This is a genomic window from Microvirga mediterraneensis (assembly GCF_013520865.1).
In the GTDB taxonomy this organism is placed as follows: domain Bacteria; phylum Pseudomonadota; class Alphaproteobacteria; order Rhizobiales; family Beijerinckiaceae; genus Microvirga; species Microvirga mediterraneensis.
Map to the genome: position 1 here is coordinate 4389063 of NZ_JACDXJ010000001.1, position 15846 is coordinate 4404908.

11 protein-coding genes and 1 tRNA gene are annotated in these 15846 nt (G+C 62.5%); 4 read left to right on the forward strand and 8 right to left on the reverse strand.

The window, feature by feature from the left end; translation table 11 throughout:
- Positions 1–169: 169 nt before the first annotated feature.
- The 4 genes from H0S73_RS20850 to H0S73_RS20865 form a co-directional block, all read right to left on the reverse strand.
- Positions 170–5761, reverse strand: coding sequence for an autotransporter-associated beta strand repeat-containing protein (locus tag H0S73_RS20850; protein WP_181053937.1), 5592 nt, complete (start codon positions 5759–5761; stop codon positions 170–172).
- A 208-nt stretch (positions 5762–5969) separates the two neighbouring features.
- The gene (locus H0S73_RS20855; protein WP_246389339.1) at positions 5970–6764 is read right to left on the reverse strand and encodes a winged helix DNA-binding protein; all 795 of its coding nucleotides are present in this window, start codon (positions 6762–6764) and stop codon (positions 5970–5972) included.
- Positions 6765–7129: 365 nt separating this feature from the next.
- Positions 7130–7951 carry a LuxR C-terminal-related transcriptional regulator gene (locus tag H0S73_RS20860; RefSeq protein ID WP_181053939.1) on the reverse strand — a complete coding sequence of 274 codons (822 nt, stop codon included), beginning with the start codon at positions 7949–7951 and terminating at the stop codon, positions 7130–7132.
- 531 nt (positions 7952–8482) lie between these two features.
- Positions 8483–9103: a LuxR C-terminal-related transcriptional regulator gene (locus tag H0S73_RS20865; protein ID WP_181053940.1), complete on the reverse strand. Its 621-nt coding sequence runs from the start codon at positions 9101–9103 to the stop codon at positions 8483–8485.
- 526 nt (positions 9104–9629) lie between these two features.
- Between H0S73_RS20865 and H0S73_RS20870 the strand changes: the two genes are divergently transcribed.
- A complete protein-coding gene (locus H0S73_RS20870; protein WP_181053941.1) occupies positions 9630–10112 on the forward strand; it encodes a lytic transglycosylase domain-containing protein in 483 nt (160 codons plus the stop codon).
- 413 nt (positions 10113–10525) lie between these two features.
- The gene (locus tag H0S73_RS20875) at positions 10526–10921 is read left to right on the forward strand and encodes a hypothetical protein (RefSeq protein ID WP_425488205.1); all 396 of its coding nucleotides are present in this window, start codon (positions 10526–10528) and stop codon (positions 10919–10921) included.
- A 79-nt stretch (positions 10922–11000) separates the two neighbouring features.
- Here the strand turns inward: H0S73_RS20875 and H0S73_RS20880 are convergent, their stop codons facing one another.
- Positions 11001–11366: a hypothetical protein gene (locus H0S73_RS20880; protein ID WP_181053943.1), complete on the reverse strand. Its 366-nt coding sequence runs from the start codon at positions 11364–11366 to the stop codon at positions 11001–11003.
- A gap of 540 nt (positions 11367–11906) precedes the next feature.
- Between H0S73_RS20880 and H0S73_RS20885 the strand changes: the two genes are divergently transcribed.
- Both H0S73_RS20885 and H0S73_RS20890 read left to right on the forward strand, forming a co-directional pair.
- A complete protein-coding gene (locus H0S73_RS20885) occupies positions 11907–12641 on the forward strand; it encodes a TerC family protein (RefSeq protein WP_181053944.1) in 735 nt (244 codons plus the stop codon).
- A 328-nt stretch (positions 12642–12969) separates the two neighbouring features.
- A complete protein-coding gene (locus H0S73_RS20890) occupies positions 12970–14484 on the forward strand; it encodes a sensor domain-containing diguanylate cyclase (protein WP_181053945.1) in 1515 nt (504 codons plus the stop codon).
- A gap of 111 nt (positions 14485–14595) precedes the next feature.
- Here H0S73_RS20890 and H0S73_RS20895 read toward each other — a convergent pair.
- The 3 genes from H0S73_RS20895 to H0S73_RS20905 form a co-directional block, all read right to left on the reverse strand.
- Positions 14596–14672: transfer RNA gene (locus H0S73_RS20895), tRNA-Met, on the reverse strand.
- 143 nt (positions 14673–14815) lie between these two features.
- Positions 14816–15022 carry a hypothetical protein gene (locus H0S73_RS20900; RefSeq protein ID WP_246389129.1) on the reverse strand — a complete coding sequence of 69 codons (207 nt, stop codon included), beginning with the start codon at positions 15020–15022 and terminating at the stop codon, positions 14816–14818.
- Positions 15023–15198: 176 nt separating this feature from the next.
- On the reverse strand, positions 15199–15840 hold the full coding sequence (locus tag H0S73_RS20905; protein WP_181053947.1) for a class I SAM-dependent methyltransferase: 642 nt from the start codon (positions 15838–15840) through the stop codon (positions 15199–15201).
- Positions 15841–15846 lie beyond the last annotated feature (6 nt).

Consider the following 15846-nt stretch of genomic DNA (forward strand, 5'->3'; position numbering starts at 1 on the left):
GAGCCCAGAAGGCCGCGCCCAGGAAGAGCTGGGCATCGGATCGCGTCCATTGCTCCAGCCCCTCCTTCGACGAGCCCCGGCACAATCGCCAGAAAGGCCGAGCGCTCGGCAGACTCGCCCTCGTGAATTGCAGTCTTGTGCAATCGCCTGGAAACTGAGCGGAGCGACCTCAGAAGCGCCAGGTGAGGTTGCCCTTGACGGCGTGCTCCTGAGCCTGCGCGCCGATCTGGCCGGCATAGGCCACGCCCAGACTGATCGCGTCCGAGGCCTGCCAGTCGAGACCGGCTTCGGCCACCAGCGCATCCCGGTCCACCGGCGTACCCGCCACCGAAAAGACCGACGCCCCGCCGCCGAAGGCCAGCAGCGCCGCAGGCTCGACGTCGCCATAGGCATGGCGCCAGCCGAGCAGGCCGCGCGCCACCAGCGGCACCGTGTCGCTCAACCGGGCCTCGGCCCGCACGCCCAGCGTGGTGGTGGCCAGGGCGTGGACGCGGGCAGAGCCGGTCAGGGCCGCGGCGCCGCCGTCCTCGGCAAAGCCGTCCGTGTGCAGCCGCAGCACGGCGGCGCCGGCGAACGGCTCCAGCTGCACCGGCCCCAGGTCGATCCGATAGCCGGCCTCGCCAAAGGCCTGCGCGCTCCAGCCGTCATAGGAGGCGCCGGTCTGGTCGCGGAAGCCGGGGAAGCGGATGGCGCGGTTCACCTCGAGGGCATGCCCTGCAGAGGCCGCGCCCAGCCGCAGCGTGACCCCGCCCCAGGCGCCGGAGCCGTAGAGCGCGCCGAACACGCTCTCGGTGCGGCCCGACGCGAGGCGCCCGTCGATGTCGAAGCCGGTGCGGATCAACCCGCCGGCCAGGCCGAGCCGGACCGCGTCGGCCACCGGAGCGTCGGCGCCGAGGATGAAGCCGCCGGTGGCGGTGTCGAGGCCGGCGGCGTTGCCGTTGGCGCCGGCCCGCCCCCAGGAGCCGAAGCCCTCGCCCCACAGGGCGAAGCGGCCGGGCGCAGGGGCGTCGGGCTGGGCCGGGCGGGCGGCCAGCGGCTGGCGCAGGCGCGTGAGAAGGCCGTTGCGCACCCGCTCGGCATCGCCCAGCGCGACACCCGCGGCCGTCGCATGCGCCTCCCCAGAAAGGGAATCGAAGGCGGTGCCCGCCTGATCTGCGGAAAGCAGCACGAGAGCCTCATAGAGGTCGTTGCCGAAACCCAGCATCTCGGTGGCAGCCGCAGCCGCTCGTGCATTGGGGCTTCCCGCAAGGGCGCTGAAGTCCACCTGATTTCTGGTCAACGTAAGATAGGCGTTGTGAGGGTCGTAAGAGAGCGAGGGAGTCAGGAAAGCAAGGTCGGATGAGGCAGAGGCGAACCTGCCGGTGATCCCACCCTGGGCGCTCAGGATCGTGTGAGTGCTCCTCGCTCCATAGAGGCCCCGGACCGCTCGGACATTCACCGTGCCACCCGAGAGTGTGGCCGCGCCCGTCGCAGCGATGAGATCGTGCGCGCCGTCTGCCGTCACATCGACCGTGTAGTTCGAACCGGCATCGAAGGCTACGTTGCCGGCAACGTTGAGCGTGCCGGGCGAATAGCCGGGTGAGACGGTGCCGCCCTGCCTGACGATCAGTCCGCCGATCGTGCCTGAGCCGCCGATGGTGCCGCCCTGCTCGATCGTAAAGATCGAACCCCAGCGTGAATGGGGTGCGAGGTTGAAGGTACTTGCTTCCACCGAAACCGGGCCGGCGTAGCTCGTGCCGGTGAAATTCACCGTACCGCCGACAATCGCGAGCGATCCCGTTCCGGTGATGGACGCGTTGACGTCGTAGGTTCCGGAGCGGTTCAAGACCAGCGCGCCGTTGTTGACGATCGAGCCGGAGATGCTTCCCGATCTTCCGCCGTCGCCGATCTGGAGCGTCCCCTCTTCGATGACCGTGCCGCCTGCGTGGCTGTTGTTGCCGGTGAGGATGAGAGTCCCGCTGCCTTGCTTGGTGAGCGCCCCCGAGCCCGAGATCGATCCGGAATACGTGCCGGTATGGCCCTGATCGAAAATGAGGGAGGAATTGTTGGTGATGTTGCCCGAAAGGCTGGACGAATTCCCGATCAGCGTTCCCTGCGCGATGGTCGTGCCGCCGGTATAGTTGTTGTCGCCGGTGAGCGTGAGCCGGCCTGCGCCTTGCTTGACGAGTGCGCCGGCCCCGAGAACCGCTCCGCCGAAAGTGACGTCATCACGCCGGTTGAAAACCAGTGTGCCGTTATTGGCGACGTCACCGAGGATCGACCCGCTCGTGCCGCCATCGCCGATCTGCAATGTACCGGCTGAGATGACGGTGTGGCCCGTATAGCCGTTGTCACCGGTCAGCGTCAGCTTGCCCGCGCCTGTCTTGACGACACTGCCTGGCATCAAGCCGTCGCCGATCACGCCCGATAAGGTGGCGGCCTGATCGGAACCTGTTGCGATATCGATGTTGCCACTGAGCGCCATGGCGTTTGCGACATTGAGCTGATCTGCGCCAAATGAAAGCCTTGTGCCGTCGCGCGCATCGAGACGCCCTGTGCCAAGGGCATTGTTCGAGGCGAGTGTCAGGGTACCGGCTTGGAGCAAGGTCCCGCCGGAATAGCTGTTCGCTCCCGCCAGAACGATCGTGCCCGCGCCGATCTTGGTGAGGCTTCCCGCGCCGGTGAGCGGAGCAGAGACCGTCGCGGTCGTTTGAGCACCCTCGGCCCAGAGGCGGCCGCCTCCGTCGAGAAGGAGCTCGCCCCCGCTGCCGGCCACGAGTTCGTAGCCCGACGTCAGAAATTCCAGCGTGCCGATCCGTTGGGCTCCCTCGACCGTGATGCGGCCTGCGGGACCGTCGAAGACACCAGTGCCGTTCAACCAGGAGCGCTGCCTGCCATCAGGTTCGAGCCACCGTGTCGCGCCGCTCCAGGTGCCGCTTCCACCTCTGTCTGCGCCATTGCCGCTCCAATATTGAAGCGCCGACCCGTCGCCTGTGACCAGGACATCCACCGTGCGTTCGCCGATATCGAGCCGCGTGACGACGTTCTCGATGGTGGGCGCCGAGCCGAGAGCCAAGCCCGCATCCGTCACGGTGTCGCTCGTGGAAAAGATCCGGTAGATGCCGGTGCCATAACCTCCACCGCCCGTCACATTGAGCGTGCCATTAATTGTGAGGGGTCCGGCGACATCGAACAGCGCGGCACCCGAAGGCGCGTCGAGACTGACGTTGGTGGTTGAGCCTGCCGCCAGGCTGAGGCCACCCATGCGAAGCGTGCCGCCGTTCTGTCCGCCGAACAGCGCGCCACCGCTTTCAACCGTCACTGCGCCCTCGACGGTGCCGCCCGCCGCAAAGAGAACACCGTTTGGTCCAATCGCAACAGGTCCGCCGAGCGATCCCGACAGTTCCAGCACGCCCTGGCCGACCGTTGTGCCGCCGGTATGCGTGCTGGCGCCCGAAAGGACGAGCCTGCCGGTGCCTGTCTTCCGGAACGAGCCAGCACCGTTGAACTCACCCGAGAAAGTGCTGTCCGCCGTCTGATTGAGGGTGAGCGATTTGCCGCCAAGCGCGACGGTGCCATTTCCGGCGAGGTTGGAGAGCGTGGTTCCGGCCGCTGTCAGGCCGGAGATGTCCAGCACGCCATCGACACTCATGCCCCGCGACCGGCCGATATTGGCGTTGCCGGCCAATGCCAGGGTGCCCTCTTCGATCGCGATGGTCCCGATGAAGGGTGAGTAGATGTGGTCGAAGCGGGTGCTGTTGCCCGTCAGCGTGAGTGTGCCGGCACCGGTCTTTCTTACGGCCGCATAATTTTCCAAGCTGCCGGCAAAGGTACCATCTGCATCCTGATCGATTGTGAGCGAACCGCTGTTGCCCAGATAGAGCCTGCCCGTCTCGGAACCGGATAAGTTTCGGAAGACCAGATCTCCCGAGCCCGAGGTGCCCAGCATGCTGTCGATCTGGACGGCGCTTGAGTTTGCGATGCTGCCGTATCCAGTCAGCCTGAGACCGCCCCCACGGATGATGGTGGCACCGCTGTAACCCTGCTCGGCATAGAGCGTAAGCGCTCCTCCGCCATCTTTGATGAAGGATCCAGCGCCGATGATCCGGCCGGCGAAGTCACCGATGCTGCCCTGGTTGATGATGAGCGTTTTGTCGCCCAGGACGATATTGCCGGGCGCTGGCTCACCAAGCGCAGTTCGCGCGAGGCCTGGGACTGTAGTGCTGAAAGCCGACAGGCCCGAAATGTCGAGCGTGCCGTCGAGGCGCAGGCTGGCCGCACTCGCAAGGTTGCTCACGCCCGTCAGGGCCAGAGTGCCCTGGCCGATGACGATGCGGCCTCCGTACGCGTTTGCTCCCGACAAGGTAAGCGTTCCGCTGCCCTGCTTTTCCAGCGTGCCGATGCCTCGAAAAGCCCCGTTGTAGCTGAAGTCCGACGGCGCATTGACCGTGAGGGCGCTCATGTAGCAGCTGCCTGATGGGCAATTGCCATAGTCGATGACAATGTCTCCCTCGATCACGGCGCCGGCGGAAAGATTGAGCGTGCTGTCCCCTGTGACCCTTATCGCGGCACCGCGTACGCTGCCGGCAAGCCCCCCGCTGACGACAGCATTCGCCTGCAGGGTGATTTCGTGGCCCGTGCCCTCGCCGTCGATGGCCGTGCCGCCGGACGTCGACCCGTTGCCGCCCCGCACAGACGAATTGACCGTGACGTCTGTGTCCGTACGCAGGAATATGCCGGTTCCGCCGGTGATACCTTCGCCCCCGCGGATGGGAGCGAATGTGTTTGCGTGGCTGGTACCTTTCAGCTCGATGCCGGTTCCCCCCAGACCGGTGTAGGCACCGTTCGAGCCGACCCCGCTGTTGCCGCCGCGGATTTCGGCCGAGACCGTCACGTCGCCCGATGCCTCCACGCCTGAGCCGCCGGTTCCGCCTTGACCGTTGTTGCTGTCGCCACCGTCGCCGCCGATAACCATCGCCTCGATGCTGGTGGAGCGGCTTGTCGAGTACACGCCCGCGCCGCCGCGACCACCCTTCCCGAGGCCGAGGCCGTCCAGCCTGTCGTTGCCGCCGCCGCGACCACCCTTGCCGCCCATCATGACGGCGCGCACAGCCAGTGAGTCGGCATTGGTGGCGGCGATCCCTATCCCGCCGTCGCCGCCGCCACCGCCCTGACCTTCTCCACCATGGCCACCATCCCCACCGGCACCGCCGACTGCCCGCTGCGTGATGCTGTAGTCAGTGCTGTTCTGCAGCACGAGACCGAAGCCACCGCCGCCACCGCCAGTGGTGCCGTTTCCGCCCTTACCGCCCCGGCCGCCGCTGAATTCCCGGTCCGCGATTGGTCCCGATACGTCGTTGAAGCCATGCGCGGCCCCGCCGCCGCCGCCGCCTCCACCCCTCCACGTGGCGTCCTGGCCATTGCCTCCATCGCCCCCGAGGCCATCCCTGACACCGGGCTGACCGCCGCTCCCGCCTGCGGCGGTCCCTGATGAGGTTCCACAATCCGAGTCCTCACAGCCCGTTGGGCTCCCACCATTTCCACCTGTAACGCCGGCTCCGCCTCCGCCGCCGCCATTGAGGCCCCGGACGACAGTGCCGCCTGTTTCGCCGGTTCCGGAAAAATGAGACTCTCCGCCGGACGAGATGAAACCGGCGTCTCCTCCGTCGGCCAGGACACCCGATGCGCCGACCATTGCGCAAATTGCCACCGAGCCGAGCAGGGTGGCGCGGAAGGAGCGATGCTCAAGGGCAGGAGCAGGAGGCGGGATCAGGTCGTGCATAAGCGGATCTCAGTATAGCGATGGGCTGCGGCGCGCCGTCGGCGGGGAACAGGCGACCCGACGAGCAAGCTTAACCGCCATGCCGGTTTATCGGTTGAAACCGAGGCGCCCGACAGTCCAAACCTTGCATCGAATTCCTAGAGCCTCGAACGCAGAACCGGTCCCCGCTTTTGCGGCCGATGCTCTCATCCCGATGGATCCCGATCCGTCATTCGGCCATCGTCTTCGGTGCTACGCCGCCCGGGTCGCACACCTGCTCCGCCAGCCCGCGGAAATGAGCCATCTGGCCCGCCGACCAGGTTTCGAACTCGGCAATGAGATCCTCGGAGATCGCCCTCAGGTGGCCGCCCGCCGCGATGCTGAACCAGCCCAGCCTCTCGGCCTCGGCGAGCATGTTGCCGATATGCTGGCGGGAGACCTGGAAACGTTCGGCCAGGACGCGGTAGGTCAGCGACGGCAGGCCGGCATCCACGCCGCGTTGCGCGGCGTAATGCGTCCCCAGGATAGCGGCCATCAGCGGGTAGCCGCACTCGCGCTCCGTGAGCTGCACGATGGTCCGGAATGGCGCGAAGAGGCTGTCATCCTTCTGATAGCAATCCACGGATCGGCCAAGCCAGTCGCACATTCGTTCCGGCGAAGCGGAGATTGCCGCGAGGAGAGGCCTCGAGGACGGCTCCAGGCGCTCGGACGCGGCGAGAAAAGCCAACGGCGAGCGCGCAACCTCCTGGATCAGCGCCGCCGTCGGGCGCAGATGATAGCGCCGGCGGTCGCTCTCCTGCTGCTCGGCAACGACATAGCCGCCATGCCTCAGGTCCTTGATGAAGCCGGCAATCTGCCGGGGGCTAGCCACAGCGGTGCGCTGCAGTGCTGCGAGCGTGGGCGGGCTTCCCTCCCCTCTCTGCCAGCGGGCATAGCTCCCGATCAGAATGTAGCACGTCAGGTAGCGCAGCTTCTGCACGAAGACCTTGTTGCTCGGCCACGAGGCACCGGGCGGCCGGGTCATCGTCACGCAATAATCCACCAACGCGTCAGGAAAGTCCGGCGTTGCGAGAAGCGTCCGCGCCCATCTCCATGTCGGATGAGCCGCGTCATGAATTGTCGAATGGAACAGATTGCGGCGTGTCGTCGGCATGCGGTTCTAGGGTGGGGTCGTCCGGTGAGCTCGCGCGACGAGGTACCCTTCCAGAGCTTCGGACATCAATTCGAACTCACGTCCGATGCTCTCAGCTTTTGTTGTGCCGCATCGCACGCGAAACCGGTTTCCGCTTGTAGATGCGATGCCTTAGCTGGTGAAAACCTTGTCTCACATGATCTAAACGTTCAATGGGAGCGACGGGCTCCCATTGAACAAACGCTTCTGCCGATGGTCTAGCTGTTCGGCGTGCTTTGGTTCGACGGCAAATGGCTTGCTGCCCAGATTGCAGCCTGTGTGCGGTTTTTCGCCTGGATCTTGCGCAAAATCGCTTTCACATGGACTTTGACGGTCGCCTCGGTGATGTCGAACTTTCGGGCGATGATCTTGTTCGAGTCGCCATCCATGAGGCAACGCAGGATCACCGTCTCGCGGACGGACAGCCCTTTCGCAGGAAGGCTTGCCTCATGGTTTTCTTCGGACACCGGCGCCGGCTTGGCATGGTCGGCCTGCAGGTCCCGGTCACGGAGCAGATCCAGGATCGCACCCGGGAAAATGGCTTCTCCCAGCATGACGAGATCCAGCGACTTCACCAGAACCTCGTGCGAGATCGACTTCTTGAGATAGGCATCCGCACCGGCCTGAAAGGCTGCAACCACCTGCTTGAGGTCGTACTCCTCGATCAGCATGACCACTTTGACGCTCGGATTGCCTTCTTTCAGCATCCTGGCCTGACGGCAGGTGGCATCATGGTCGCGGCTGGCATCGATGATGAGGACGATCGTGCTGTTCTCGATTCCCGGCACCACCCCCATTTCTTCCAGGCTCGCAGTGGCGACGGAAGGGGCATAGGCTGTCTCCGCAAGAATCCTGCGCAGGCCTTCCCTCAGCAAAGCGTTCGGCTCGATGAGAAGCGTCTTGACAGGGCGAGCGGCAACATGGTCTTCCGAAGCAGGCTCAACCGAACGGGCCAGCTCCATATATCTTGAATATGCAATATCCTTGGCCGAAGAGGCCCCAGGATGAGGAAGACTATCAAGATCGTAGGTGTTCCGCATCGCAGATGCCTTTCTGGTCTTGATTCGGTGGGCAGATAATAAAATTTCCCCAACAATGTTTAGCTTATAATCTCATTATAGACAATCATTACCCATTCAAATCATTTTAACAATCTTTAATTGCATTCACGATATATAATATTATTGCTTAAAATAGATATTTCATCTTCTGCTTGGAAGCAGCTTCATATCATCCGTTGGAGAGCCCTACACTCCGGGATTTCGCCACCGCGGCCTCGACTTCCCCAGAACGGATTTCTTCTTTGCCATGACCCATGTTTGCGAGGCATGAACGAGCAGCTTCGCCGGAGGCGGCTTCAGCTGTTATCGGCTGCGAGGAAGCAGACCGCTCGGCACTTGAACGGTCTCTTCCTAAAAAGTTTGAGGCAGCAGGCCCATCCGCTTTACGGCAGCCTCCTCATTCCGTCCGATCCGCCAAGCGGACCAACGAGAATGAATGGAGCATCGGACCGAGAAGGACATGCCCTGCCTTAAGCCCGATGCTCTGTGCGCGAATATTTTATCGACGGATTATGCCCAGGGCGTATCTGTTGAACTGGGCGACAGATGATTGACAGCCCACATGGCGGCCTGCGTCCGATTGGCAACCCGGATCTTACGCAGAATAGCCTTGATGTGAACTTTCACGGTTGCTTCAGCGACATCGAGCTTGCGCGCGATGACCTTGTTTGGAGCTCCTTGCATCAGGCATTGCAGAATCTCAGCCTCTCGGCTCGACAGCGTACGGACCGGAGAGTCATGGCCTTCCGGAGCCGATGCGACCTGCAGAGGCTGCATCCGGATGGAGGCAGTGTCTCTCGCGTCATCGGATCCTTCCGCGCTGCCCGTGATCGCCGTCAGGAAAGCCGCCGATGGAAAGACGACCTCGCCCATCATGACGAGGTCGAGATACTTGATCAGAGCCTCGCATCCCGTGCTGGCAAGGCAATATCCATCCGCCCCGGATTGGAAGGCGGATTTCATGCCTTCGAGGTTGAAGCTGTCAGACAGCACCACGATACGAGCCTGCGCATATCGCTGCTTCAACGACCAGATTCCTTCAGCCAAACCGGATGGATACAGGCTCGCATCGAGGATGAAGAGCAGCTGGCTTTCCTGATCGACGTGATCCAGAGCCATCTCTCCGCGCATCAGATTTTCCGGGTGCAATCGAAACCGGGTGCTTGAGAGAACGTGTCTCAAGCCCTCACGTAGCATCGAATTCTTGCAGCCTAAAATCGTCGTGACCGGCAGAAGGTGTGACATGCGAGGGGGCCTTTCCGCAGAGGTTACCTCGAATTGTACAAATTAACCGTTTGTTAGCCATCCTTAATAAAGAGGTAGCGAATTATGCTTAGGTGGTAGAATTCAAATCCTCAGATGGAAGCATCATCTTGAGTGTACTCATGAGAGCGGGCAACTGCCACACTCGGCTCGCGAAAATTCGCTCATAATCCTTCCAGGTCCACTGCGCACCGGCTTGTGCATGCACACAAACGTCGTGAGCGAATCTGCAGTCCGCGCCCGCATTCACCGCCGCATTTCACATCTGAAATGCCCTGCTCGTCCATTGCACGAAACGTAGCACCCGAGTGCATGCGATGATCGCCATACGGCCAAGCTGACGTCCAATTGCCATGATTGGTGATGAGAAATCTCCTCAAACAAGGGGACATTCATGATTTCTCGTCTTGTGCTCGCATGCGCAACGATCGCCTGTACTCTGCCTGCAACAGCGTCTGAGCGCGCCCAACTCGATGCGCTGATCGCGCAGCACGCGAAGGCTCATGGGGTTCCCGAAACATTGGTACACAGAGTCATCAAACGCGAAAGCGGCTATAATCCGCGTGCATCCCACAGAGGGAATCTCGGACTCATGCAGATCCGCTACGCCACGGCACGCGGCATGGGCTACACGGGTGCGGCCTCCGGGCTGCTCGATGCAAACACCAATCTGACCTACGCGGTTCCCTATCTGGCGAATGCCTACATGGTCGCAGGCGGCAACCCGGATCGCGCGGTGGCTCTTTATTCCGGCGGCTATTATTACGAAGCCAAACGCAAGGGCCTGCTGAATGCACTCAGGACAGGTTCCAACGATCCCATCATGACCGGAGCCATTTCCACCTCCTCCGGCTTTGCATCGGCCACGGCTCGCTAGAGTTTCTTCAGTGGTGGGGAGCCGGCTCACCGTCGGGAATGCGGTGTCGCCAGGAGCAGAGCTGATGCTGCGCACGTGGGAACAGCTGCAGCGGATCGCGCCGATACGGACGTTGCGCCGCCTCGGAAAGCGAACACCCGATGTGAGAGGATGGCCCTTACCTCCAGGACCGTGATATTGGGTATTCGTGGTCGGCGGCGCCGACATGTGCGAGTTGATCCACGATGCTCTGCCTATCAGATATCGTCTTCCTCGATTTCGAAGCATCGTCCCTCGGCAAGCAGGGATACCCCATCGAAGTCGCATGGGTCTTCGCGAGCGGAGAGGAGGAGAGCCACCTCATCAGGCCGGCCGCGTCGTGGACCGATTGGGACGTCAAGGCCGCCAGAATTCACGGCATTTCCAGAGAACAGATGAACTCGGAAGGAACGCCGCTCGAAGACGTCGCCAAACGCATGGTATCGGTTCTAACAGGTCGCAAACTTTATGCGACGGCACCGTCCTGGGACGGCAAATGGTTGAGCAAACTGTTACGCGCCGCGGGATTGCCTCGCCATGCATTGCGCCTTGAGGATACCGAGATGGCGCATCGACGGATCATGCGGGAGGTGCTGAGGGACGCAGAGGTTCCGGAAGAACTTCAGCGCTCGCTCATGCAGGCCATACTTGCTCAGGCTCAACGCAACAACGAAGAACTCGGCCCTGCCGCACATCGCGCCCTCGCGGATGCGAGGAGGGAGAGAAACCTCTGGCTCGACATTCATCGCCGCGTGCAGGAAAAGGCCGCGGAAGCGAGAAACCTCCATTGAGCCGCAGATAGCGACAGCAGAACGTCATCGATCGGACGGAGTTTTCCAGTTCATCCTTCCGCCGAGCCTCACACGATGATCAATATCCGTCCGGCAACCCGGATGCGATGTCCTGATCGGGGCGTGTCAGAACTTCGATACGACGGCCATCCGGAAGCTGAATGGTTCTGAGTCTCATAACCTGAAGACCCGCATCCAATCCTTCCTGAACGGAGCCGTATCGCACCGCTCGCACGCGACGTTCAATGGCGTTGCGCGGTTCAGCCTGCGACACCTCGGTCCCGCCAGTACGCCGACGCACGACCTGTGTCGTCTGTCGCTGATTGCGTGACGACGAGCTGGCCTGCTGTGAAACGGCACGAGCCTTGCGTTCGACGACCGACTTCTGCTTCGCGGGCTTGTCGGTTGCCGTCTTGACGGGCTTTGGAGGAGCTGTGTCCTCCACCGGCAGCGTCTCCGTGCTGGCCTTGGCTTCGGAAGGAGACTGAGCCGGAGGCGCCGCAGCTTGGGATGGCGGCTTGGCCGGCAAGGACGCCGGCGCCGATGCGGGGGCCCGGATCTTGCTGTCCGCCTCGGAGGGAGGGTCGACCCAGGGCCGCCCTGACTGCGCGAGAGCGGCCACCGGGCTCCCCAGAACTCCCACAAGGGAGGCAGCCACCAGCCAACGTCCTGAGAATTCCGCCACAACATGCCTCCAGATCATTCCATGAGGAAACGCTTCTCCTGCCACGAGCGGTTCCACAGCGCTGACGCCGCATAGCCGAAATAGGAACTAAAACACTGGAATCAAAGCATTTCTCCACAGCCAAAACGAACGCGACTGCCATGCTTCTTCACGATATGTGGGCGCCGGAACGCACAGTTCAACGGCCCGCTCCGGAAATCGGCCGCCACAAATGGGGCGAATAATATCGAGTCTCTGGCAAAGCCCCTTGCACAAGCCCGGCAGTCACCAAAATAAAGCCTGACAGTTAGGAATGGCTTCATGGATTATCTTCTTGCCTTGGCCACGAATCCGGCCGCCTGGGCGGCTTTGGCGACCCTCGTCGTCATGGAAGTCGTGCTCGGGATCGACAACCTCATCTTCATCTCGATTCTGACCAACAAGCTCCCGGCCGACCGGCAGGCGACCGCCCGGCGCATCGGGATCGGCCTTGCCCTTATTCTTCGCCTGGGCCTGCTGGGCACCATTGCGATCATCGTCCAGCTCACCGAGCCTCTTTTCACGGCCTTCGGGCACGGCTTCTCCTGGCGCGACCTGATCCTCATCGCGGGCGGCCTGTTTCTGGTCTGGAAGGCGACAAAGGAAATCCATCATAATGTCGATCCCGATCCCGGCCCCGATCTCTTCGAGAGCGGAAAGGCTCAGATGAGCTTCGCCTCGGCAATCGCCCAAATCCTGCTCCTGGATCTCGTCTTTTCCATCGACAGCATCATCACGGCCGTCGGCATGACGGATCACGTACCGATCATGGTCGTCGCCGTCGTTGTCGCCGTCACAGTCATGCTGCTGGCGGCCGATCCCCTGGCACGCTTCATCCAGGCTAACCCGACGGTGGTCATGCTCGCGCTCGGATTCCTGCTCATGATCGGCATGGTCCTGATCGCGGAAGGCTTCGGAGCTCATGTGCCGAAGGGCTATATCTACGCGGCAATGGCGTTCTCGGCTCTTATCGAAGGCCTGAACATGCTCTCGCGGCGTGCCCGCACGAAACGATAGGCAAGCCGGTAACCGGACGCAGCCGAGGAGCTCCTCGGCTGCGTCCGGAATGTCTTCAGAAACCGGCTCTCTTCGTTTCATCCTTCAGCGGGATGATGCAGGCCCATACGATCTCATATGGGGGCAGGCTTCCGGACCTTCCGCTTTTGGTCGGAGAAACATTCCCTAAAGCAAAAGATATGTTATTTCAGCAATAGTGCAGATCATACATCTTCCCTAAATTTTTCCAGGGAAATACCATACTTCAATAGTCTCATCCGGCCCCGATTGTGAGAATCCCTTGGGATCGCCTATAGAATATATTCTGTAGAAACTTGCGCGACGCCGAATGAAACGTCTGTTCTCAGAAGTCTATTTGCACCTGATTGCAGGCGTGATCGCCCTGGGCATCCTGGGGATCTCGGCTCACACGCTTTGGATCGACCGCCAGAACACGTGGCAGGAGGCGGAAAGGTCTTCGCGGAACGTCCTGACGACCATTGCCCGGGACCTCGAGGGCAAGCTCGATCTGCTCGATTTGTCGCTCAGGGGAGCCATGGAGGGGCTGAAATATCTCGGCTCCGAGCAGCTTCCTCCAGACCTTCAGTACCGGATGCTCTTCGACCGCGCGGCCACAGCCTCCTTCATGGGGACTTTGCTGCTCGTGGATCAGGCCGGCAACCTCATTGCCGATGCCGGCCCCATAATCGCCCCGCGGTCCCTCAACGTTGCAGACCGCGAATACTTCATTGCCCATAAAGAGAACAACCATATCGGCCTGTATATCAGCCGTCCCTACACGAGCCGAACACGCCTCGGCGACACGAGTATCGGGATCAGCCGGAAGCTTTCGGATCCCGCCGGACGCTTCGCCGGGGTGGTGATGGGATCCATGCCCCTGACCACCATCAATCAATTGTTCGACAACCTGAGCCTCGGCCAACACGGAGCGATCAATCTCTTCCGGAACGACGGCATCCTCCTGACGCGCTATCCCTATGATGCGAGCCAGATCGATCAGGATCATGGCGGCTCTCCGCATGTCAGGCGCATCCTTGCGGATAAATCCGGCACCTTCGACTCGGTCTCTCCCATCGACGGCGTCCGGCGCATCATCTCCTACGAACGGCTGGAGCGGTACCCGCTCGTTCTCACCGTTGCCCTCTCGGTCGAGGAGATTTTCTCCGCCTGGCAGCGCAAGGCGCTTGTCCTGAGCCTTGCGACCCTCGCCCTGTGCTGCGCCGTCGTCGGATTGACGATTCTGTTCCAGCGCGAACTGATGCGCCGTACGAAAGCGGAGACCAAGCTCCGGCGCATCGCGCGCACCGACGATCTCACGGGCCTGCCGAACCGCCGCGCCTTCCGTGAGACCTTCGAGCGGGAATGGCGCCACGCCATCCGGTCAGGCTCGGCCCTGTCGCTGCTCTACATCGACGCCGACTACTTCAAGAACTTCAACGACCATTACGGCCATGGGCGGGGCGACGAGGCTCTGCGCGCCGTTGCCGGTACGCTCGAAAACAATATCCGCCGTCCGCGCGATGTCGCGGCCCGCTATGGCGGTGAGGAATTCGCCATCGTGCTGCCGGAGACGGATCTGGCGGGCGCCCGGCTCATCGCCGAGAACATCCGCCAGAACATCATCGCGCTGGATATCGCGCATGAGGGCAGCCCCTATCGGGTGGTGACGGTCAGCATCGGCATCGCATCCGTCCACCCCTCGCGCGGAAGCGTCCGCGCCACCCTTCTCGAGGCGGCGGACCGGGCGCTCTACGGAGCCAAGGCCGCCGGCCGGAACTGCATCCACCATCATGAGCCCGGCGCCGACCCGCAACACATGCGCCTTCCCCACGCCGCCGCGTGATCGTCACCGCCGGCAAGGACAGCATGGGCCCGACGATCGCCGAGCAGAACGCGCGCATAGCCTTATCCGAATGACCGAAGGGCCGCCTGTTCAATTTTGCTTTGGGAAGTTTGGTAGCGGAGGAGGGATTTGAACCCCCGACACAAGGATTATGATTCCTCTGCTCTGACCAACTGAGCTACTCCGCCCCAGGAAGCGGGGCGGGCCCCGCGTCAGGCATGCGCGATATAGGGAAGGTTGCCCCCCAGTGTCAAGGAAGACGCGCGGCAAAGCTGCGGATTTATGCAGCGCGCTTCCGGTTGAGGTTCTCAGGGCCGGTTCGGCAGCTCCGTCAGCCCTTCGACTTCATGCGCCAGAGCTGGAAGCCGTCGGTCGAAATCGCCTGTTCGATGGCTTTGCGCGGAAACTTGTGCGGCGGGGACTCGCGGGAGCCCAGCGTGCCGGTCAACCCCCAGGGCGCATATTTGGACGGGAGCTTGCTGCCCGCTTCATCGCCGGCAAACGCGTGCAGGTCGTCCTTGGCTTGGGAGGTGAACATGAAGAGGCGCATGGGAATGACTTTCGCTTTTTAAGAGATGGCAGCCCCTATGGAGATAGGGTTCAAGCCACGAAAGTCATCTCGGCGCCGGAAACGCCCCGATGAGGCGTCCCAGATGAGGCCTCCCCATTGACCGAAGCGGGCTGGACGCGGCCCGCCCGGTTCCGGTCCCGTCCTTACGCCTTCTTCCTGATCCTCATCAGCTTGAAGAAGCCGACCGGGAACAGGGTTCGCAGCTCCACGACCTCCATGCGGCCGGTCCTGCGGGCCCAGTCCTCGACCCGGGCCGCCTTGAAGGCCGAGCTCCAGCCGATGGCCTTGGCGACGGGCGACGCCAGCTCCTCCAGGGCGGCGATCGGTCCCGAGGGCTGGCCCCAGTGATTGGCGAGCACGATCTCGCCGCCCGGCTTCAGGACGCGCATGAACTCGTCGAGGGCCGTTTCGGGCTCCGGCACGAGGGTGATGATGAACTGGGCCGTGACGGCGTCGAAGCTTTCGTCGGGAAAGCCCAGGCGGGTGACGTCCATCACCTGCAGGCTCTTCACGTGGCTGAGCCCCCGCTTCTCCACCTTGTCCTGCGCCCGGCGCAGCATGTCCTCGGAGAGATCGACGCCATAGACCTCCGCGTGCCTGGGATAGTAACCGAGGGACAGGCCCGTGCCGACGCCCGCCTCCAGCACCTTGGGCCCGCAGGCGACCGCGGCGTTCACGGCCGCGCGGGCGGCCGGTTCGGTCAGCTTGTCGTAGACGAGGTCATAGATCGGGGCCCAACGCGCATAAGCCTTGCGCATCAGGACGGTGGTCGCTCCATCCGACATAAACTA

Bases quoted from the DNA above. Each gene is read 5' to 3' on its own strand.
- H0S73_RS20850 (WP_181053937.1), bottom strand. From the start codon at position 5,761: ATGCACGACCTGATCCCGCCTCCTGCTCCTGCCCTTGAGCATCGCTCC.
- H0S73_RS20855 (WP_246389339.1), bottom strand. From the start codon at position 6,764: ATGACCCGGCCGCCCGGTGCCTCGTGGCCGAGCAACAAGGTCTTCGTG.
- H0S73_RS20860 (WP_181053939.1), bottom strand. From the start codon at position 7,951: ATGCGGAACACCTACGATCTTGATAGTCTTCCTCATCCTGGGGCCTCT.
- H0S73_RS20865 (WP_181053940.1), bottom strand. From the start codon at position 9,103: ATGCGCGGAGAGATGGCTCTGGATCACGTCGATCAGGAAAGCCAGCTG.
- H0S73_RS20870 (WP_181053941.1), top strand. From the start codon at position 9,630: ATGATTTCTCGTCTTGTGCTCGCATGCGCAACGATCGCCTGTACTCTG.
- H0S73_RS20875 (WP_425488205.1), top strand. From the start codon at position 10,526: ATGAACTCGGAAGGAACGCCGCTCGAAGACGTCGCCAAACGCATGGTA.
- H0S73_RS20885 (WP_181053944.1), top strand. From the start codon at position 11,907: ATGGATTATCTTCTTGCCTTGGCCACGAATCCGGCCGCCTGGGCGGCT.
- H0S73_RS20890 (WP_181053945.1), top strand. From the start codon at position 12,970: ATGAAACGTCTGTTCTCAGAAGTCTATTTGCACCTGATTGCAGGCGTG.
- H0S73_RS20900 (WP_246389129.1), bottom strand. From the start codon at position 15,022: ATGTTCACCTCCCAAGCCAAGGACGACCTGCACGCGTTTGCCGGCGAT.
- H0S73_RS20905 (WP_181053947.1), bottom strand. From the start codon at position 15,840: ATGTCGGATGGAGCGACCACCGTCCTGATGCGCAAGGCTTATGCGCGT.